The sequence below is a fragment of the Solwaraspora sp. WMMA2065 genome (genome assembly GCF_030345075.1).
In the GTDB taxonomy this organism is placed as follows: Bacteria; Actinomycetota; Actinomycetes; order Mycobacteriales; family Micromonosporaceae; genus Micromonospora_E.
In genome coordinates, this window is the sequence record NZ_CP128361.1 from 5,766,348 (window position 1) to 5,784,474 (window position 18,127).

The 18,127-nt window shown below is 71.3% G+C and carries 21 protein-coding genes; 14 read left to right on the top strand and 7 right to left on the bottom strand.

Annotated elements, in window-relative coordinates:
• Nucleotides 1-91: 91 nt before the first annotated feature.
• From O7610_RS26210 to O7610_RS26225, 4 genes are all read left to right on the top strand, one after another.
• A complete protein-coding gene (locus O7610_RS26210) occupies nt 92-610 on the top strand; it encodes a transposase family protein (RefSeq protein WP_289211540.1) in 519 nt (172 codons plus the stop codon).
• Nucleotides 529-864 (top strand): transposase family protein, encoded by a 336-nt coding sequence (locus O7610_RS26215; protein ID WP_289211539.1) that lies wholly within the window; start codon nt 529-531, stop codon nt 862-864. Before O7610_RS26210 ends, O7610_RS26215 begins: the two co-directional genes overlap by 82 nt.
• Nucleotides 865-955: 91 nt before the next feature.
• A complete protein-coding gene (locus O7610_RS26220) occupies nt 956-1,495 on the top strand; it encodes a hypothetical protein (protein ID WP_281553045.1) in 540 nt (179 codons plus the stop codon).
• 124 nt (nt 1,496-1,619) lie between these two features.
• A complete protein-coding gene (locus O7610_RS26225) occupies nt 1,620-2,369 on the top strand; it encodes a phosphoglyceromutase (protein WP_233606528.1) in 750 nt (249 codons plus the stop codon).
• Nucleotides 2,370-2,432: 63 nt separating this feature from the next.
• Here the strand turns inward: O7610_RS26225 and phoU are convergent, their stop codons facing one another.
• Nucleotides 2,433-3,080 (bottom strand): phosphate signaling complex protein PhoU, encoded by a 648-nt coding sequence (gene phoU / locus O7610_RS26230; RefSeq protein ID WP_123605756.1) that lies wholly within the window; start codon nt 3,078-3,080, stop codon nt 2,433-2,435.
• Between the two features lie 198 nt (nt 3,081-3,278).
• Here phoU and O7610_RS26235 point away from each other — a divergent pair, with 198 nt between their 5' ends.
• On the top strand, nt 3,279-4,601 hold the full coding sequence (locus O7610_RS26235; RefSeq protein WP_289212107.1) for a sensor histidine kinase: 1,323 nt from the start codon (nt 3,279-3,281) through the stop codon (nt 4,599-4,601).
• Between the two features lie 34 nt (nt 4,602-4,635).
• A complete protein-coding gene (locus O7610_RS26240) occupies nt 4,636-5,319 on the top strand; it encodes a response regulator (protein WP_281553047.1) in 684 nt (227 codons plus the stop codon).
• Between the two features lie 43 nt (nt 5,320-5,362).
• Here the strand turns inward: O7610_RS26240 and O7610_RS26245 are convergent, their stop codons facing one another.
• Nucleotides 5,363-6,178, bottom strand: a complete 816-nt coding sequence (locus O7610_RS26245) for a DUF3109 family protein (protein WP_475053850.1) — start codon at nt 6,176-6,178, stop codon at nt 5,363-5,365.
• 100 nt (nt 6,179-6,278) lie between these two features.
• Here O7610_RS26245 and O7610_RS26250 point away from each other — a divergent pair, with 100 nt between their 5' ends.
• Together O7610_RS26250 and O7610_RS26255 are read left to right on the top strand one after the other, a co-directional pair.
• On the top strand, nt 6,279-7,277 hold the full coding sequence (locus O7610_RS26250; RefSeq protein ID WP_281553049.1) for a Ppx/GppA phosphatase family protein: 999 nt from the start codon (nt 6,279-6,281) through the stop codon (nt 7,275-7,277).
• 10 nt (nt 7,278-7,287) lie between these two features.
• A complete protein-coding gene (locus tag O7610_RS26255; protein ID WP_281553050.1) occupies nt 7,288-8,127 on the top strand; it encodes a sugar phosphate isomerase/epimerase family protein in 840 nt (279 codons plus the stop codon).
• 61 nt (nt 8,128-8,188) lie between these two features.
• On the opposite strand, the gene O7610_RS26260 is transcribed toward O7610_RS26255, so the two are convergent.
• The 3 genes from O7610_RS26260 to O7610_RS26270 are packed head-to-tail and all read right to left on the bottom strand — an operon-like array spanning nt 8,189 to nt 10,233.
• Nucleotides 8,189-8,740, bottom strand: a complete 552-nt coding sequence (locus tag O7610_RS26260; protein ID WP_281553051.1) for a CGNR zinc finger domain-containing protein — start codon at nt 8,738-8,740, stop codon at nt 8,189-8,191.
• 18 nt (nt 8,741-8,758) lie between these two features.
• Nucleotides 8,759-9,925, bottom strand: a complete 1,167-nt coding sequence (locus O7610_RS26265; RefSeq protein ID WP_289212108.1) for a glutathionylspermidine synthase family protein — start codon at nt 9,923-9,925, stop codon at nt 8,759-8,761.
• 2 nt (nt 9,926-9,927) lie between these two features.
• A complete protein-coding gene (locus O7610_RS26270; RefSeq protein ID WP_281553053.1) occupies nt 9,928-10,233 on the bottom strand; it encodes a hypothetical protein in 306 nt (101 codons plus the stop codon).
• Nucleotides 10,234-10,307: 74 nt separating this feature from the next.
• On the opposite strand from O7610_RS26270, the gene O7610_RS26275 reads away from it, so the two are divergent.
• The 6 genes from O7610_RS26275 (at nt 10,308) to O7610_RS26300 (ending at nt 15,716) form a co-directional block, all read left to right on the top strand.
• On the top strand, nt 10,308-11,228 hold the full coding sequence (locus O7610_RS26275; RefSeq protein WP_281553054.1) for a proline dehydrogenase family protein: 921 nt from the start codon (nt 10,308-10,310) through the stop codon (nt 11,226-11,228).
• Nucleotides 11,229-11,299: 71 nt separating this feature from the next.
• Nucleotides 11,300-12,994, top strand: a complete 1,695-nt coding sequence (locus O7610_RS26280; RefSeq protein WP_289212109.1) for a hypothetical protein — start codon at nt 11,300-11,302, stop codon at nt 12,992-12,994.
• A 194-nt stretch (nt 12,995-13,188) separates the two neighbouring features.
• Nucleotides 13,189-13,401, top strand: coding sequence for a helix-turn-helix domain-containing protein (locus O7610_RS26285; protein WP_123605749.1), 213 nt, complete (start codon nt 13,189-13,191; stop codon nt 13,399-13,401).
• A gap of 221 nt (nt 13,402-13,622) precedes the next feature.
• Nucleotides 13,623-13,724: a 30S ribosomal protein bS22 gene (locus O7610_RS26290; protein ID WP_007465623.1), complete on the top strand. Its 102-nt coding sequence runs from the start codon at nt 13,623-13,625 to the stop codon at nt 13,722-13,724.
• A gap of 64 nt (nt 13,725-13,788) precedes the next feature.
• The gene (locus tag O7610_RS26295; protein ID WP_289212110.1) at nt 13,789-14,856 is read left to right on the top strand and encodes an NAD-dependent epimerase/dehydratase family protein; all 1,068 of its coding nucleotides are present in this window, start codon (nt 13,789-13,791) and stop codon (nt 14,854-14,856) included.
• Nucleotides 14,853-15,716 (top strand): lysophospholipid acyltransferase family protein, encoded by an 864-nt coding sequence (locus O7610_RS26300; protein WP_281553057.1) that lies wholly within the window; start codon nt 14,853-14,855, stop codon nt 15,714-15,716. Before O7610_RS26295 ends, O7610_RS26300 begins: the two co-directional genes overlap by 4 nt.
• 5 nt (nt 15,717-15,721) lie before the next feature.
• Here O7610_RS26300 and O7610_RS26305 read toward each other — a convergent pair whose 3' ends face one another.
• The gene (locus O7610_RS26305; protein WP_281553058.1) at nt 15,722-16,891 is read right to left on the bottom strand and encodes a hypothetical protein; all 1,170 of its coding nucleotides are present in this window, start codon (nt 16,889-16,891) and stop codon (nt 15,722-15,724) included.
• A 109-nt stretch (nt 16,892-17,000) separates the two neighbouring features.
• On the bottom strand, nt 17,001-17,876 hold the full coding sequence (locus O7610_RS26310) for an HAD family hydrolase (RefSeq protein WP_281553059.1): 876 nt from the start codon (nt 17,874-17,876) through the stop codon (nt 17,001-17,003).
• Nucleotides 17,877-18,127 lie beyond the last annotated feature (251 nt).

Here is an 18,127-nt window from a genome sequence, read left to right on the forward strand (position 1 = left end):
GTCGCTTGTGGAGACGGCGGCCGGCATCGTCTAGATCATTCGGGTTATGTGGACTCAAACGATCAACGGCCGGCCGCCGCGTTGTGAGCGTATGACCGGGTTGGACTCCGATCAAGTCGACTGGTTGGTCGAGCAGGTGGACGCGCTGCTGGACTGGGACCTGCCGGTGGGACGGCCGCGGGCGTTGCCGCTGGACACGGCGCTGGTGATGGTGCTGTTCGGGCTGCGGCACAACCTCGCGCCGGACGTGCTCGGTGAGGTGTTCGGCTGCGGCTCGACGACCGTGGAGCGCTACCAGGACGAGTTGGAACCGTTGGTGGACGAGGTGTTGACCCCGTTGTACGAGCGGGTCCGTGACCAGGCCCGCCGGGACGCGGTCCTGGTCGATGGTCTGGTCGCGCCGGTCGGGGAACGCGACGACGTCGACGGGTTGTTCTCCGAGAAGAAGGGTTTCTGCGGGCAGAACGTGCAGGTGGTCGCCAACCTCGCGGGACGGGTGGTCGACGTGGGTGATCCGTGTCCGGGGGCATGCACGACCGGAAGGCCTTCGACGTGTCCGGGATCGCCGCCCGGTGGGCAGGCCACTACGCACCCGGCGGGCCCGGGATGATCGGTGACAAGGGCTACCAGGGTGCCGGCATCGCGAGTCCGTACAAGAAGCCCCGGGGTCGGGAGTTGACCGAGGTCCGACGTGCGTGCAACACCGCGCTCAACCGGCTCCGCGCCGCCGTTGAACGCGCGATCGCCCACCTGAAGTGTTGGAAGGTTCTCAAGACCGGATTCCGCAGATCGCTGGAACAGTTCCCCGCCACATTACTTACGGTAACCAAGTTGGAGATCTTTCGCGTTTACGGATTGCGTTGAACCGACCTGGAAATAGTTTTGGGAAGTCCTCCAGGTCGGGCCGCAAGATCAGCAGAGCTACGACGTTCTGCGCCGGGTGGCGGCAGAGGCCGTGGACCAGCTGCAGATGGGCACCGGCATGGCCCATGTCGAGCTTCGGCTGGATCCGGAACGAGGGGCGGTACTGATGGAACTGACCGCTCGGGGCGGTGGGGACGCCATCCCAACCCTGTGGGAGCTGGCGATGGGTGTCTCCTTGGAGAAGGTGCTCATCGACGCGATCGTCACCGACGCGACGCCGGCCAGCCCAGTCGCCTCAATCCGTCGGTGGACCGGGCAGCGCTTCCTGGCGCAGCGCGCCGGGCATCTCAAGGCCGTCCATTGCGACGTCGAGGGCCTGACGCCGCACTGGTGGGGAAGTACGCTGATCCGACGCCCAGTGGAGCCGGTGGCGCTGGACGCGCCGGCTGCGGTGCACGAGACGATGATCGATGTGGAGCCGGGTGCCTACCTGGACGACGTGCGTTCCTCCAACGACCGGGTCGGTTCCATCATCGCGCATGCGCCAAGTGAGACCGAATTGCACGGTATGTTCGAACTTTGCCAGCAGGCCATCCGCCTCGAGATCGAGGCAACTCCGGAGTCCGCGTGACGGCCGAACCGCCTTTGCACCTACCTGTCGAGGCAGGCCCGACCGACCGACGGGTGAGTTCCACGTGGTGGTCGTCACCGCAGGCCGGTGAGTTCGCGACGGCCGGTTCCGGCAGGATGAGGTCATGACTGTGGGGACACTGGTGCTGCTCCGGCATGGCGAGAGCGAGTGGAACGCGAAGAACCTCTTCACCGGTTGGGTCGACGTGGATCTGACTGCCAAGGGCGAGGCCGAGGCGCGGCGTGGCGGTGAGCTGCTGGCGCAGCACAACCTGCTGCCGGACGTCGTGCACACCAGCGTGCTGCGGCGGGCCATCCGGACCAGCGAACTGGCGCTGCACACCGCGGACCGGGGCTGGATCCCGGTGCGCCGGTCGTGGCGGCTCAACGAGCGGCACTACGGTGCGCTGCAGGGCAAGAACAAGAAGCAGACCCTGGAGGAGTACGGCGAGGAGCAGTTCATGCTCTGGCGTCGCTCCTACGACACCCCGCCGCCGCCGATCGCCGACGACGACGACTGGTCGCAGGTCGGCGAGCCGCGGTACCGGGAGCTGCCGCCCGAGTTGATGCCCCGGACCGAATGCCTGGCCGACGTGGTGCGGCGGATGCTGCCGTACTGGTACGACGCGATCGTGCCGGACCTGCTCGCCGGCAAGCAGGTGCTGGTCGCGGCGCACGGCAACTCGCTGCGGGCGCTGGTGAAGCACCTCGACGGGATCTCCGACGAGGCGATCGCCAAGCTGAACATCCCGACCGGCATCCCGCTGCGCTACGACCTGGACGGCGCGCTGCGGCCGGTCAACGTCGGCGGTGACTACCTGGACCCGGACGCCGCCGCTGCCGCGGCCGCCGCGGTCGCCAACCAGGGCCGCTGAGCCGTCGGACCAGGGGTACGGGACGTTGCCCGCCCCGTACCCCTGGCCCCGGCGCCCTGGTGCTCAGTCGTTCGGGTTCACCCCGGTCACGTGGTAGACGACCCGCCGGCCGGCATTGACCGCGTGGTCGGCGTACCGCTCGTAGAACCGGCCCAGCAGCGCGCCGTCGATGGCGGTCTCCGCACCGTACGGCCAGTCCTTGCCCAGCAGCACCCGGAACAGCTTGCGGTGCAGCTCGTCCATCGCGTCGTCGTCGCTGTCGAGCTCGGCGGCGGTCTTCGCGTCCGGGGTACGCAGCACCCCGACCACCTTCGCGATCATGCGGTCGGCGACCTCGGCCATCTCCGAGAACACTCCGCGTAGCTCGGCCGGGACCGCTGGTGACGGGTGCCGCCGCAGGGCGGTCTTGGCCACGTGGTCGGCGAGGTCGCCCATCCGCTCCAACCCGGAGGCCACGTGCAGCGCGGTGATCGCCATCCGCAGGTCGGAGGCGACCGGCGCCTGCCGGGCCAGTAGATCGCTGACCCGTTCCTCCACCGTGCGGTAGAGGGCATCGATCTCGGCATCGTTGACCAGCACCAGCTCGCCGGCCTCGCGGTCGGCGGTGAGCAGCGCGCCGGTCGCCCGGCGCAGCGCCGTCTGAGCGGCTTCCGCCATCGATACCAGCAGTTCGCTGATTTCCTGCAGCTCGGCCTGGAACTCCTCGCGCATGGTGGCCTTCCGTCGTCGTGGTGGGAGGTCTCCGGTCCTGGTCCCGCCCGGTGTCGCCCACACCGTATGGCGGCTTGCCGGCACCCAGATGAACAGGGGTGAACAGAGCGGGGCGGCAGTATGAACATCTGACGATTGCGGTGAGATATGTCCTGTTCGGGTGGCTGACCAGGTTAACAATGACCCTACGATCGCCCCGTGGATTGGGCGGTTCTGGCCGGCGGTGCGGCCGTCGGCACTGGCGGCGGGCTCGTCGCCGGTCTGCTCCTGGCGCGAGCCCGGGCACGACAACTGGCATCCGCCCCGGTTGAACACCGGGGCGGGCAGCGTACGTCCAGCAACGGGAGGCCGCCGATCGTCGCGAACGACGCCGCTGCGGCACCCCCGACCCCGGACCGCAGCCTGATCGACTCGCTGGCCCGCCGGAGCCTGGACTCACTACGGGTCGGTGTGGTGGTGCTCGACGGCGCCGACCGACCGGTGCTGGTCAACCCGGCGGCCCGGGCGATGGGCATGCTCCGGGCCGGACCCACGCCGGGCAGCGTCACCGCGCACCCGATCATCCGTACCCTGGCCGGGCAGGTCCGCCGCACCGGCGTGCGCCGCGAGGTGGAGCTCGACCTGCCCCGGGGCCGCGAAGGCGGCACCCAGGACCCGCTCGGGGTGCACCTGCGGGCCGTCGGCCTGCGCGACAACCACGTGGCGGTCGAAGCCGCCGACGTCACCGAGTCGCACCGGGTGGCCAGGGTCCGCCGGGACTTCGTCGCCAACGTCAGCCATGAGCTGAAGACCCCGATCGGTGCCCTGCAGTTGCTCGCCGAGGCGTTGCTGGACGCCACCGATCCGGACAGCGCGGTCACCGACCCGACCGATGACGTGGCCGCCGCCCGCCGGTTCGCCGAACGGATTCAGCACGAGTCGACCCGGCTCGGCCGGCTGGTCAACGAGCTGCTCGAACTCACCCGGCTGCAGGGGGCCGAGCCGCTGCCGGCGCCCGACCCGATCGCCGTCGACTGGGTGCTCGCCGAGGTCGTGGACCGGACCCGTACCCCGGCTGCGGCCCGCCGGGTCGAGGTGGCGGTGGCGGGCGAACGCGGGCTGACCGTGTACGGTCGTGACAGCCAGATCGCCACCGCGTTGGCGAACCTGGTGGAGAACGCGATCGCCTACTCCGGTGAGGACACCCGGGTCACGGTGACCGTCACCCGGGTCGATGGCTTCGTCGACATCGCCGTCGCGGACCAGGGCATCGGCATCGCCCCCGACGAGGTCGACCGGATCTTCGAACGGTTCTACCGGGCCGACCAGGCGCGCTCACGCAGCACCGGCGGCACCGGGCTGGGCCTGGCCATCGTCAAGCACATCGTCACCAACCATGGCGGTCGGGTCGAGGTGTCCAGCACGCTGGGTGGAGGGTCGACGTTCACGCTGCGGCTGCCTGCCAGCCCGCCGGACGCCGCACTGCCGCTACCCGAATCGGTTGAGATCGACACCGGTCCGGCCGCGCACGAGCAGGTCTGAGCGGATCAGGCCGGACACAGGGAAGGAACGACAAGTGGCCCGGGTACTCGTGGTGGAGGACGAGGAGTCCTTCTCCGACGCGCTCTCCTACATGCTGCGCAAAGAGGGGTTCGAGGTGTCGGTGGCGCCAACCGGCACCGACGCGCTCACCGAATTCGACCGCACCGGAGCGGACATCGTGCTGCTCGACCTGATGCTGCCCGAGATGTCCGGCACCGAGGTCTGCCGTGAACTGCGGCAACGCTCGCGGGTGCCGATCATCATGGTGACTGCCCGGGACAGCGAGATCGACAAGGTGGTGGGCCTGGAGATCGGCGCCGACGACTACGTCACCAAGCCGTACTCGCCCCGGGAACTGGTCGCCCGGATCCGGGCGGTGCTGCGCCGACAGAGCACCGAGGTGATCGAGCCGTCCACCGCGACGCTGACCGCCGGACCGGTCCGGATGGATGTCGAGCGGCACGTGGTGACCGTCGGCGGGGACTCGGTCCAGCTGCCGCTGAAGGAGTTCGAGCTGCTCGAGCTGCTGCTGCGCAACGCCGGCCGGGTGCTCACCCGGGGGCAGCTGATCGACCGGGTGTGGGGTGCCGACTACGTCGGTGACACCAAGACCCTCGATGTGCACGTCAAGCGGCTGCGTTCCAAGATCGAACCGGAGCCGTCGGCGCCGCGCTTCATCGTCACCGTGCGCGGGCTGGGCTACAAGTTCGAGTCCTGACCAGATGTTGGGGCCTGTGCCGGTGCCGCCGGTCGCGTCGGTGTCACTCCGACCGGCGGGCGTTCGGCGTCCGCCGACGCGGCGTGGCCGGGTGCGCTGCCACCAGGCCGCGCCGGGCCCGTGCCGCGCACAGCTCGGCCAGGCGGGCGTACGCCGCCTTGCCGACCAGCGCGGTCAGCTCCGGCTCGTACGACCGGTACATTGGCTCGCCCCCGACGTGCGCCTCCGGCGACGAGGTGCACCACCAGTCCAGGTCGTGCCCACCGGCACCCCAGCCCCGCCGGTCGAACTCGGTCAGCGTGGAGACCAGCACCTTGCTGCCGTCCGGACGCTTGGTCCACTCCTGGTCCCGGCGGATCGGCAACTGCCAGCAGACGTCCGGCTTGTACTCCAGCGGATGCACCCCGTCGCGCAGCGCCTGGGCGTGCAGCGCGCAGCCCCCGCCGCCGGGGAAGTCGGCGTCGTTGTGGAACACGCACGGCCCGTCGGCGCTGCGGGTGGCGGTCCGCCGCGCCGGATTCCTACCGTCGACGGTGTCCATCTCGGTGTAGTTCTTGAACCCGCGCCGGTAGTGCTGCCAGGTCTGCGGGGTGAGCCGCTTCGCAGCCGACTTGACCCGGTTCTCGTCGTCGCTGTCGGTGAAGAAGGCACCGTGCGAACAGCAGCCGTCCCCGGCCCGCCCGGCGATGATGCCGTGGCAGGACCCACCGAACACACAGGTCCAGCGGGACAGCAACCAGGTCAGGTCGGCCCGGACCAGATGCGCGGCGTCGGCCGGGTCGACGAACTCGATCCACTCACGGGGAAAGTCCAGCTCGACCTCCCGACTGCGGGGGTCGGCCGGGGTCTCGACCAGGATCCGGAGCTCGTCACGGGGTGCCACCCGGCCAGCGTACGCCTGCCACCTGCGGCGGAACGGGCAAGCGGGTCGGTACGCCGGGTTGGCCTAGGGTGATCACATGCGACTGGGTGTGCTCGACGTCGGTTCCAACACCGTGCATCTGCTCGTGGTGGACGCACACCCCGGCGCCCACCCGTGGCCGGCACACTCGGAGAAGTCGCTGCTGCGGCTCGCCGAACAGATCGGACCGGACGGCGCGCTCACCCCGGCCGGGGCGGACGCCCTGGTCGAAGCGGTGGCCGCCGCGCGGGCCGCAGCCGACCACTGGCAGACCAGCGACCTGATCGCGTTCGCCACCTCGGCGGTGCGCGACGCCACCAATTCGGCGGCGGTGCTGGCCCGGGTCCGCGCCGAGACCGGCGTGCACCTGCAGGTGCTCTCCGGCGCCGACGAGGCCCGGATGACCTTCCTCGCGGTCCGCCGCTGGTTCGGCTGGTCCGCCGGCCGGCTGCTGGTGCTGGACATCGGCGGCGGCTCCCTGGAACTGGCCGCCGGGGTCGACGAGGAGCCGCACCTGGCCCAGTCGCTGCCGCTCGGGGCCGGCCGGTTGACCCGGGAACGACTCGGGGTCACCCCGTTCACTGTCAGCCCACCGGCCGCACAGTTCGTCACCGACCTGCGGGAGTACGTCGACGCCCAGGTGCAGACGATGGTTCCGCTGCTGCAGGCGCAGGGCTGGGACCGGGCGGTCGGCACCTCCAAGACGTTCCGCACCCTGGCCCGGCTGACCGGGGCCGCGCCGTCCAGCGCCGGGCTGTGGGCACCCCGGCGGCTGACCCGTACCGGGCTGCGTCAGGTGACCGGGTTCATCCGCCACATCCCGCCCGCCGAGTTGCACGAACTCGAAGGGGTCAGCGCCAGCCGGGGGCATCAGTTGCTGGCGGGGGCGGTGGTGGCCGAGTCGGTCATGCGGCAGTTGGGCATCGAGTCGCTGGACATCTGTCCGTGGGCGCTGCGGGAAGGGGTGATCCTGCGCCGGATGGCTCAGTTGGAGCTGATCTCTGCCGGTGACCTTGGCATGGTCACCGATCCGGCAGGTCTGCGCCGGCCGGGCTAGGCTGGGCGACGTGACCTCCGCGGTACCCGTGCTGCTCTCCAGCTCATCGGTGTTTCCCGAGCCGACGGCGGCCGCCTTCGAGCTGGCCGCCGCGCTCGGCTACGACGGCATCGAGGTGATGGTCTGGACCGATGCGGTCAGCCAGGACGCTGGCGCGCTGCGTGGGCTCGCCGCGCACTACGGTGTGCCGGTACTCGCTGTGCATGCCCCCTGCCTGCTGGTCACCCAGCGGGTCTGGAGCTCCGACCCGTGGGAACGACTGCGCCGCTCGGCCGTACTGGCCGAGACGCTCGGCGCGCCGACCGTCGTGGTGCATCCACCGTTCAGCTGGCAACGCGACTACGCCCGTACCTTCGCCGACGGGCTGCGTACCCTGCGCGACGCCCACCCACAGGTGCGGTTCGCGGTGGAGAACATGTTCCCGGTCCGGATGGCCGGCCGTGAGTTCGTCCCGTATCAGCCCGGCTGGGATCCGACCGAGGTCGGCTACGACGCGTACACCCTCGACCTGTCGCACTGCGCCGCGTCGCGGGCCGACGCACTGGCCCTCGCCGCCGCGATGGGCGACCGCCTGGAGCACGTGCACCTCGGCGACGGCAGCGGCCTCGGCCGCGACGAGCATCTGGTCCCCGGCCGGGGCAACCAGCCGTGCGGCGAGCTGCTCAGCTCGCTGGCCGGCAACGGCTTCCGGGGCGCGGTGGCGGTCGAGGTCGCCACCCGCGGCGCCCGCAGCCGTACGGTGCGCGAGGCCGACCTGCGCGAGTCGTTGGCGTTCGCCCGCCGGCACCTGGCCACCATCGACGGCGGCAGCCCCGGCTGGTCGGCGACCGTCGACCAGCCGGCCGGCTGAGCCGGAAAGACTGGCCGGCTGGGCCGGAGGAAACTGGCCGGCTGGAGTCGGGGAACACCGGTCAGCTGACCGGCAGCAGCGGCTTGTCCTCGACGGCGGCGCGCTTGCGGGCCCGGTGCGCGGCCACGTGCGAACGGGTGGCGCAGCGCTCCGAGCAGAACCGCCGGCAGCAGTTCGACGACGTGTCCAGGTAGACGTTGCCGCAGCGGGCGTCAGCGCAGACGCCGAAGCGGGCACTGCCGTACTCGCACAGCCAGACCGACAGCCCCCACACCGCCCCGGCCAGATACTCGGCGCTGACCGAGGCTCCCCGGCCGGTCACGTGCATGTGCCAGTCGTTGGAGTCGTGGCCGGAGATTCGCGGCTGCACCGGAAACGCCGCGAGCAGCGAGTTGAGCTCGGCGACCGCGTCGGCATCGCGTCCGGTGGTGCCGTACTCGAAGACATCCCGCAGGCGTCTAGCGGCCCGCCGGAACACCGTCAGGTCGCGGTCACAGACCTCGTCGCACATCCAGACGTGGTCGCCGTGGAACAGCGCCCTCAGGTCGTCGAGGTCAGCCAACGGGGAGTTGACCAGATCAACTGCGGTCCGCGCGTAGGCGTCGAAGTCCACCTGACAACCGTAGACGATTCAGATCGCCCGGTGGGCGGCCACGTAGTGCGGCAGAAACCGGGCGTACCCGTCGGTTATCAATCCGGAACTCTCCCGCAACCCGGCACCGGCGGACTCGCCGTCCACCACCCAGCTGCCCAGCACCAGATGGTTGTCGTCGAACGCCGGCAGCGCCCGGAACTCCTGGTAGCACCAGCCTTCGGCGCCGTAGTCGCCCGGATTCCCGATCTCGCCGCCTGCGGTCACGATCCGTACCCCCGCGCCTTCCCGGCCGAGCAGCGGCTTGGCGACGTACTCCGACATCCCGCGCGGTCCGTCCAGGTACGCCGGCAGTAGGTACGGGTGGTCCGGAAACAGCTCCCAGAGCACCGCCAGTAGTGCCTTGTTCGACAGCAGCAGCTTCCAGGCCGGCTCGATCCAGGTGGTCGGGGTGCCCGGTTCGAGCGCCAACCGACCGTACGGCTCGGCCAGCATCCACTCCCACGGGTAGAGCTTGAAGCAGGTGGTGATCGGCCGGTCGGCGGCGTCAACGAAGCGCCGGCCGTCCCAGCCGACGTCCAGCATCGGCAGCAGCTCGGCGGTCAGCCCGGCCTGCCGGGCGGTCTCGGCGAGGTAGCCGGCGGTCATCAGATCCTCGCCGGTCTCCTCCTCGCTCGACCAGGTGACGTGCAGCGTCGGGTGGTACATCCCGGCCTTGATCTGCGCCCAGCCCGCCACCAGCCGTTCGTGCAGGCTGTTCCACTGGTCGAGCTGCGGTCGGGTGTCCTCCAGCCAGTACCACTGCACGATCGCGGCTTCGACCAGGGCGGTGGGGGTGTCGGCGTTGTACTCCAGCAGCTTCGGCGGCCAGGAGCCGTCGTACCAGAGGTCGAATCGGCCGTACAGACTCGGTGGCCGCTCGCGCAACGACCGGGCGACGGCGTCGGCGGCCCACGCCGGAATGCCGAAGTCGGCGTACAGCCGGTGCGTCACCACGTGCTCGGCCGCCGTCGCCGCCATCCGGTGCAGCTCCTCGGTCGCCTCCTCCAGTCGCAGCACCTCCGGCAGGTCGAAGGCGTAGCAGGCGGATTCGTCCCAGTAGGACATCACCGAGCCGTTGGGCAGTTCGGTGTCGGCGTAGACCAGGCCCTGCTGCCGTACCGTCGCGTCCCAGTCCGGCCGGGGCCGGCAGGTTTCGCGCCGCACGCTCAGCCGCCGCAGGAGGCGAGGTGGGTGCCGAACCCGCCTCGGTCGGGGACAGCCGCGGCGGTCCCGGCCGCAGCTTCCGGCGCGGTACGGGCGACGACCACCCCGGCACCGCCCGCGGCCATCGCCAGCACCGTCGTGCCGTCGCCGGAGCCGGAACCCATCGACCGGTCGTCGTCGCAGTCGTCGTCCGGGACCAGGTTGCAGCCGGAGAGGGAGAGCGCCAGCGCGGTCAGCGCGCCGAGTTGGACGCTGGTCGACCGGAGCCGGCGCGGGGAGATCTTGTCCACAGCACTGTTGTAGCTCACCGATGCACGCCCTGCGTCGCCGGACCTCGGCCACTGACCGGGCCGGTCGTCGTCAAGGGCGATACCCTCGCCCTATGCTTCGCTCGGTCATCCTCGCCGCGTCCCGGTCGACCACGATCGAACGGCTGGTCGCCGCCGCCCCGTTCAGCCGTGACGTGGTACGCCGATTTGTCGGCGGCACCACGATCGACGCGGCGTTGACCGCCGCGGCCGAGCTGACTGGTGCCGGCCTGGTTATCAGCATCGACCACCTCGGCGAGGACACCACCACCGCTGAGCAGGCCAGCGCGGTGCGGGCGGAGTACCTGGCCCTGCTCGACGCGCTGGACCGGGCCGGTCTCGCTGCTGGTGCCGACGTCAGCGTGAAACTCTCCGCGCTCGGACAGCGGTTCGACGAGCCGGCGGCGACCGAGCACGCCCGCGCGATCTGCGCGGCGGCGGCCGCCGCCGGTGGCACCGTCACCCTCGACATGGAGGACCACACCACCACCGACTCGACGCTGGACATCCTGCAGAGGCTGCGTGCCGACCATCCATCCACCGGTGCGGTGCTGCAGGCGTACCTGCGGCGTACCGAGGCGGACTGCCGGGAGTTGGCCACCGCCGGTTCCCGGGTGCGGCTGTGCAAGGGTGCGTACGCGGAGCCGGAGTCGGTCGCCTACCAGTCGGCGATCGACGTCGACAAGTCCTTCGTACGGTGCCTCAACATCCTGTTCTCCGGTGCCGGCTACCCGATGCTGGCCACCCACGACCCGCGCCTGATCGCGATCGCCGAGGACCGGGCCCGCTGGTTCGACCGGGCGCCGGAGGAGTTCGAGTTCCAGATGCTGTACGGGGTTCGACCGGCCGAACAGGCCCGGCTCGCGGGGGAGGGCTACACCATGCGGGTCTACCTGCCCTACGGCACCGACTGGTACGGCTACCTGATGCGCAGGCTGGCCGAACGCCCGGCCAACGTGGCGTTTCTCGGCCGGGCGCTGCGCTCCCGCGACTGACGTCGGCACCCTGTGTCGCCGCTCAACCCGGGCTGGACCGGGATGGTTCCCGTCCCCGTATCATTCGGCGGGTGACCGACCGGCAGGACTCCGTACCGACCGACCAGCCGGACCCGGACGGATCGGCGGATCAGCGAGAGCCGGACAGTTCGGCGCAGCGGCCGGAGCCCGATCAGCGAGAGCCGGACGGATTGACGCAGCGGCCGGAGTCCGATGGATCGGACGAACCGGACTCGTCGCCGACGGACCAGCCGGACCAGCCGGAGCAGCCGGATCCCACGCCAGTCCCGGTGACCCCGCCGCCGGAGCGGCGCTGGTCGCTCTGGCCGGTGCTCGGCATCGTCGCGACGGTGTTGTTCTGCGCCGTGCCGGTGGTCGGTGCGGTGGCGCTGATCGACCGGTTGCCCAGCCCGGAACCACCGGTGATCGAACCGACGGTCACCCCGCAGACCGGGCCGCCGGCCAGCCCTGCGCCGGGCGATCCGCCGGCCGCCACCCAGGCCTGGCTGCGTACTCAGATCAACGCCCTGCTCGACCAGCAGGCCGCCGCGCTGATCGCCGGCGACGAACGGGGGTTCCTCGCGGTCGCCGAACCCGGCTCGGCCGCCCACGACGATCTGGCCCGCCAGTTCCAGACCCTGCGCGCGATGCAGGTGACGGCGTGGCGCCCGTCGGTCAGTACGCTGCCGGTCGAATTCGCCCCGACCGCCGCCACGCCCACGCCAGCGGCCACCGGGTCGGCCACCCCCACACTCGCGACGACGACGACCGCCACGACCGCCACGCCCACTGCCGCGCCGACGACAACGGTCACTGCGGGCCCGTCACCGGCACCGGCCACCCCGGCGCCGACCGGCCCGGCGGCGCTCGGCACCGAGTGGCGGCTGCTGGTCAGCTACCAGCACTGCTTCGTGGTGCCGTCCTGCGAGACCAGCGAGGTGGTGGTCGGTCAGCGCTGGAGCACCAAGGGTGGACGGCTGCGCCTCGTCGCGGTCGAGCCGTCGCTGACCCTGCAGGACGGGCCCCGGCCCTGGGAGGTCAGTGAACTGGTCGTCGCGACCGGCAACCGGACCCTGGTGGCAACCACCCCACAGCACCGGGATCTGCTGCCCGACCTGCTGCGTGACGCCGAGGAGGCAGCGGCGGTCGCGGACCGGTACGCGGTCTCCGGCACCGCCCCGGACCGGTACCGGGTCTTCTACGCCGGCTCCGACGAATGGGGCAGCTGGTACGGCGGGGACCGTCCGGACTGGACCGCCGGGTACGCGGTGGCGGTCGGCGGCGGACACTACGAGATCGTGCTCAACGGCACGAACCTACGCGACGTGCTCCGGCCGGACCTGCTGCGTCACGAGTTGACCCACGCCGCGTCTCTGCCGGACGGCGGGAACCGGGAGCGGGCCGCCTGGTGGTTGATCGAAGGACTGGCGGAGCACGCCGCAGCCGGCGGCCGGCCGGTGGTCCGCTACGAAGGGCTGGACGACGTCCGCCGGCTGGTCCTGGAACAGGACTGGCAGGGGCCGCTGAGCAGCGTCGAGCCGACTGCGGACGCCGAGGACTGGCAAGTCGGTGCCGGGTACGGGGTGGGCTACCTGGCGGTCCGGCACCTGGTCGACCGGTTCGGCGAGGAGCGGACGTTGGCGTTCTTCCGCGCCGTGGTGCACGACGGCGTGGGTCTCGACGAGGCCGCCCGGACCCAGTTCGGTGAGTCCTGGGAGGGCCTGCAGGAGGCGTGCGTCGACTACGTCCGGCGGGCGGTCGGCTGAGCCGTCACCCGTCGCGTCGTGCCGGTAGCCCGTACGGGTGTTGGCCGCCCTGCCGCAGGCATCAAATGACGGAACGGATCGCGCCGGTCACAGTGACCCCGTTACCGTACTGGTAACACGTGCGTTGTCCGTCGCGGCGCGGAAGGGTCCCGCTGGGCGGCACGCGCCGGGGAAATGGGATGGATTGGTGAACCATGGCAGGATCACCACAGTCCGAGGACAGGCTGTCGGAGGTCAAGTTCCTGACCGTCGCCGAGGTGGCGAGGGTGATGCGGGTGTCCAAGATGACCGTCTATCGACTCGTGCACTCCGGTGAACTCTCCGCGGTACGGGTCGGCCGGTCGTTCCGGGTGCCGGAACACGCGGTGCACGAGTACCTGCGAGGGGCTTTCCGGGAAACCGCCTAGCGGGTATCCGGAGACGCCCGGCACCGACGCGTCCCCCGGCTGGCGCCGGGGCCGCGTTGGTGCTGATGACACGCGCGGGCTAGGCTTGACGCCGGCCGTGCCGTCGCATGCGCGGGTGAGTCCGCCCGCCGGCCCGGCCGGTTGTCCAGTTCGGCCCACGCGTCAGCCACACCGCACGCTGCGCACGGGCCGACCCGAACGTTCGTTGGAAAGGCTTTCGTATGGGCTCGGTGGTCAAGAAGCGCCGCAAGCGTATGGCCAAGAAGAAGCACCGCAAGCTGCTGCGCAAGACCCGCGTCCAGCGTCGACGTCTCGGCAAGTGACCGTGGCCGGGCCCAGGCCCGGCTTAGCGACGCTCCGGTCACCCGCCAGCACTTGGAAGGCCGTATGGTGAGGTCCCCGACCGTGGTGGTAACCGGGACGAGCCGATTCATCGGCGCCCGGGTCGCCGGTCGACTCGCCGCCGACCCCCGGGTCGGCCGGGTCGTCGGGCTGGACACTGCCACACCGGCGCCGGATTTCGCGGACCTGTTGCGCGACGTCGACCAGGTCCGCGCCGACGCTGGCGCGGCCAGCGGCATCATCGCGGACCTCAATGCGTCAGCCGTCGTGCACCTGGCCGTCGTCAGTGGACCGGACCAGCAGTACGGCGGCCGCGCCGCGATGAAGGAACAGAACGTCATCGGCACCATGCAGCTGCTCGCCGCCTGCCAGCGGGCCTCCGGTCTGCGCAAGCTGGTGGTGCGGTCGTCGACGGCGGCCTACGGTGCCTCGTTCCGCGATCCGGCGGTCTTCACGGAGGAGACTGAGCCCCGCGAGGTGCCGCGCGGCGGGTTCGCCCGCGACATTCTGGATATCGAGGCGTACGTGCGAGGCTTCCGCCGCCGCCGGCCCGACGTCACCGCCACGGTGCTGCGCTTCGCCCCGTTCATCGGCTCGACCGCCGAGACCAGTCTGACCCGCTACTTCGCCCAGCCGCTGGTGCCGACCGTCTTCGGCCGGGACCCCCGGCTGCAGTTCGTGCACGTCGACGACGCACTCGAGGTGCTGCACCGGGCGGTGGTGGAGGACCGGCCCGGCACGTTCAACGTCGCCGGGCCGGGCGTGCTCACCCTCTCCCAGGCGATCCGGCGGGCCGGCCGGGTCGCCGTACCGGTGCTGGAGCCGGGACTGTCCGGTGCCGCCGGCGTCACCCGGGCCTTCGGTGTCGGGCGCTACGGGTTCGACCAGATCGACCTGTTCGTCCACGGCCGGGTGGTCGACACCTCCCGGTTGATCCGCGAGTTCGGTTTCGAACCGCGGTCGACGCAGGCCGCCTTCGACGATTTCCTGCGCGCCCACCCGGACGGTGCGCTGCTCGCCGGCGACCGGCTGGCCGCCGCCGAGCAGGCGATCCTGGACGGCATCCGCCGGGTCCGCGCCGCCCACGCCGGCGATCAGCGGGAACTGGCATGACCGTGCCGGACCGACCCGGCGACGTCTGGGATCAGCGGGTGGCCGCCGGCCTGGCGTTTCTGCGCCGCCGGTTGGCCGGCGAGTACGAGGTGGACGAGTTCGGCTTCGATCCCGATCTCACCGAAGGCGTGTTCCTGCCGGTGCTGCGGGCGCTCTACCGCGAGTGGTTCCGCACCGAGGTGTCCGGGGTCGAACACCTGCCGGTGGACGGTGCCGGGCTCGTGGTCGGCAACCACTCCGGCACGGTCGCGCTGGACGCGGCCGTGCTCACCGCGATCCTGCACGACGAGCATCCGCGGCACCGGCACCTGCGGCTGCTCAGCGCCGACCTGGTCTTCCGGTTGCCGTTCCTGTCCGAACTGACCCGCAAGTTCGGCGGCACCGTGGCCTGCAACCCGGACGCCGAGCGGTTGCTCGGTGGCGGGGAACTGGTCGGGGTCTTCCCGGAGGGTTTCAAGGGAGTCGGTAAGCCGTACTCGCAGCGTTACAAACTGCAACGGTTCGGTCGGGGTGGGTTCGTCTCGGCGGCTATCCGTACCGGATCGCCGATCGTTCCGGTGGCGATCGTCGGCGCCGAGGAGACCTATCCGATGCTGGCGAACATCGCCCCGCTCGCCCGGATTCTCGGCCTGCCGTACTTCCCGGTGACGCCGACGTTCCCGTGGCTGGGGCCGCTCGGCCTGGTGCCGTTGCCGAGCAAGTGGCTGATCGAGTTCTGCCCGCCGATCCCGACCACCCGGTTCGCCGACCACGCCGATGACCCGCTGGTCGTGTTCAACCTGGCCGACCAGGTGCGGGAGACGATCCAGCAGGCCCTGCACCGGCTGTTGGACCGCCGGCCGGACCCGTTCGGCCGGTGAGCCGGTCAGTCCGTCAAGCTTCGCAGATCCAGCACCTGCCAGGAGGCGGCGCTGTCGTCGCCGACCGACCACCACAGCACACCACCCCGGCAGAGCACCATGCCCACGTCGTCGCTCACCACGACTGCCTCGTCGCGCTGCAGGTCGTAGATGATCAACTGCTGCGAGTTGGTCAGTGAGGTGGGTGCCGACGACAGCGACAGCACCTCGAACCGGTCCAGCACGGCGACGTCGATGGTGCTGGCGGTCACCGTGCCGTCGCCGATGCGCCGACGGTCCGTACCGTCCGGGCGCATCAGGTCGATGCGGCCCGGACCGTCCGCCGCCAGCACCAGCACCCGGCACCAGGTGGGTCCGCAGGTGACCAGCTCGGTCGGGCCGGCGGGAACGTCGGTGATCCGGCGTTCGACCACATCACGGACCCGGATCGGGCCGGTCTCGCCGCTGCCGGCGCTGACCATCGTCGGCCATCTGGACAACGCCCAGGCACCCGGATCGGTGCGAACGGTCACTTCGCCGCCGGCCAGCGGGACCGACCGCAACTCGGTCGCCGGCTCGGTGCCGGGTGCGACGGCGACCCAGTACAGACTGCCTTCGTTGATCACCATGTCGTACTGGGAGTTGAAGAAGACCACGTCGCCGGTGTCGGTGCTGAGCCGGCGTGGCTCGCCGTCGTCGGCCAGGCTGGCGGCCCACATCTCGGTCCGCCCCCGGCCGTCCTCGTCCGCGACCGACTCGGACCAGGCGAGCGTGTCCCCGTTGGTGGTGAACCCACCGAACTGCGGGGTAGCGCCGAGCGGGAGCCGGCGCAGTTCCCGTACCGATCCGTCGGCGGCCCGCACGACCAGCCGCAGCGCGGTGCCGTCCGGGCTCGGCGCGGTGCCGACCGAGGTGCCGCCGTCGAGGAACAGCACCGGGCTGTACGCCGGCCCGTCGGCGAGGTTGGCGGGTACCTCGGTGATCTCGGCCGCCGGCCAGACCTCGGCGACGGTACGCAGGCGGCCCGGCTCGTCCGCGCTGGTCGTCGGGCCGGCCTGTGGCAACACGACCAGCAGGACCGCAGCTGCCAGCGCGCCGGCCAGTCCGGCCAGATGCCACGGACGGTGGCGGCGGTGCCGGCCTGGCGGGTGGCTGGGCGCCCCGGTCGACTCGACCGGGCGTGCGGTGACCGTCACACCGATGCCTTCCTGATCCGATGCCGGCGTCGCCAGCCCGGGTGGGCCGATCGCCGCCCCCGGGTGGGCGCTAGGTCCGGCCCGGGTGGGCCGGTTGCCGCTGTCCTGGTCAGCCGGTTGCCCGGCGGCGACGGATGGCCAGGCCGGCCGTCACCGCGCCGACCAGGAAACCGGCGGCGACCGTCGACGGTACCGCGATCCGCGCCGCCCTGCGACCGGTCCGGAAGTCCCGGACCTGCCAGCCCAGGTCCCGTGCCTGGCGGCGCAGTGCGGTGTCCGGGTTGACCGCGACCGGGTGTCCGACGGCGGTGAGCATCGGCAGGTCGTTGGCGGAGTCGCTGTACGCGCTGCAGCGGGCGAGGTCGAGCCCTTCGACTGCGGCGAGCTGCAGGACCGCCTCGGCCTTCGCCGGGCCGTGCATCAGTTCGCCGGCCAGCCGACCGGTGTACGCACCGTTGACGACCTCGGCGACCGTACCGAGCGCACCGGTCAACCCGAGACGCTGGGCGATCACCCGGCCGACCTCGACCGGAGTCGCGCTGACCAGCCACACCCGTTGTCCGGCGTCGAGGTGCAGCTGCGCCAGGGCCCGGCTGCCGGGCCAGATCCGCGACGCCATCAACTCGTCGAAGATCTCCTCGGTGAGGCGTTCCACGTCGCTGACCCGCCAGCCGGCGACGAACGCCAGGGCCGCCTCCCGGGCATGCGACATGTCCCCGGCGTGTTCCGCGGCGAGCAGCCGGAACCGCGCCTGCCGCCAGGCGAACTGGGCGAGGTCGGCGGTGGTGAAGTAGTTGCGGGCGGCCAGGCCACGCGCCAGCCAGTAGATCGACGCACCACGCAGCATGGTGTTGTCGACGTCGAAGAACGCCGCTGCCTGGTGGTCAGGGGCCACCGGTGTCGTGGCTGCCAGCCCGGTGGTCGCCCAACCCGTGGTGTGACCGGCAGCGTCCGTACTGATGGTCACCTTGCGGGTGCGGGGCACGCCGGCATCACTCTCCCGTCGGGCGGCGCCACCGGCCCGGTCAGGTCACCGGTCAGCGGCCGGGTTGTCCTTGACCGCCGGGCGCGGGCCCGGCAGATCCGGCTCGGTGGCCTCGCCGAGCTGCGGCTCGGCGAGGCTCGACTGCTGCGGACTGGTCGACGGCCGGACGTCGGGCTCCGGGTCGACCGGCGATTCGGCACCTGCGGCGGGGGCGGGGGCCACGTCGGCGCGTCTCTCGTCGACCGACGACC

Bases quoted from the DNA above. Each gene is read 5' to 3' on its own strand.
- O7610_RS26290 (WP_007465623.1), top strand. From the start codon at position 13,623: ATGGGCTCGGTGGTCAAGAAGCGCCGCAAGCGTATGGCCAAGAAGAAG.
- O7610_RS26215 (WP_289211539.1), top strand. From the start codon at position 529: ATGCACGACCGGAAGGCCTTCGACGTGTCCGGGATCGCCGCCCGGTGG.
- O7610_RS26295 (WP_289212110.1), top strand. From the start codon at position 13,789: ATGGTGAGGTCCCCGACCGTGGTGGTAACCGGGACGAGCCGATTCATC.
- phoU (WP_123605756.1), bottom strand. From the start codon at position 3,080: ATGCGCGAGGAGTTCCAGGCCGAGCTGCAGGAAATCAGCGAACTGCTG.
- O7610_RS26300 (WP_281553057.1), top strand. From the start codon at position 14,853: ATGACCGTGCCGGACCGACCCGGCGACGTCTGGGATCAGCGGGTGGCC.
- O7610_RS26285 (WP_123605749.1), top strand. From the start codon at position 13,189: ATGGCAGGATCACCACAGTCCGAGGACAGGCTGTCGGAGGTCAAGTTC.
- O7610_RS26225 (WP_233606528.1), top strand. From the start codon at position 1,620: ATGACTGTGGGGACACTGGTGCTGCTCCGGCATGGCGAGAGCGAGTGG.
- O7610_RS26210 (WP_289211540.1), top strand. From the start codon at position 92: ATGACCGGGTTGGACTCCGATCAAGTCGACTGGTTGGTCGAGCAGGTG.
- O7610_RS26275 (WP_281553054.1), top strand. From the start codon at position 10,308: ATGCTTCGCTCGGTCATCCTCGCCGCGTCCCGGTCGACCACGATCGAA.
- O7610_RS26250 (WP_281553049.1), top strand. From the start codon at position 6,279: ATGCGACTGGGTGTGCTCGACGTCGGTTCCAACACCGTGCATCTGCTC.